Below are 545 nucleotides of genomic sequence, written 5' to 3' on the forward strand. Positions count from 1 at the left end.
CCATGGGCTGGCACCGGGTAGTCTGGCGAAGCGTTTCAAGGTTCGACGACGGGCGAAATACTCGGTCCATTCCGGGTCGAACGGGTTAGCAGATGCACGGATCTTGACGTGGCGGATGATCGCCACTGTCGATGCACGGAAGAGTTCAAGACCAAAGGTTTTGCCCTCGGCTGCACTCGTCGTGGCGAAGTTCCACTGCCTGCTTCTGTCCGTGGGAAAGTACCGACTTTTAACCCATCGTGCTCCTTTATTGGGGTGCCTGCGCATCGCCCAATTCCAGAGCAGTCGCCATATGTCGTGGTCAATCGATGCGAACACTGCTTTCGCCACGATGTGACGGTGGTACGTGGCCCAGCCCCGAATAACCGGGTTGAGTTGCCGTATCAATGCCTCCTGCGTGGCGCTCGCATTGCCCTTGATGATCTCCCGGACCTTGCTCAGCAGCGATTTGATACTCTTGTTCGCTGGCTTGATCAGCAACTTGCAGCCGTACTTGCGTACGTTCTGCCCGAGAAAATCGAACCCCTCCGATGTATGCGTAATCC

1 protein-coding gene is annotated in these 545 nt (G+C 56.5%); it reads right to left on the reverse strand.

The window, feature by feature from the left end; translation table 11 throughout:
* The coding region (locus E1J61_RS36860; RefSeq protein WP_305791073.1) for a group II intron maturase-specific domain-containing protein at nucleotides 1-545 on the reverse strand (545 nt) is incomplete at both ends.

Source organism: Cupriavidus sp. L7L, assembly GCF_004353535.1.
GTDB classification, from domain to species: domain Bacteria; phylum Pseudomonadota; class Gammaproteobacteria; order Burkholderiales; family Burkholderiaceae; genus Cupriavidus; species Cupriavidus oxalaticus_A.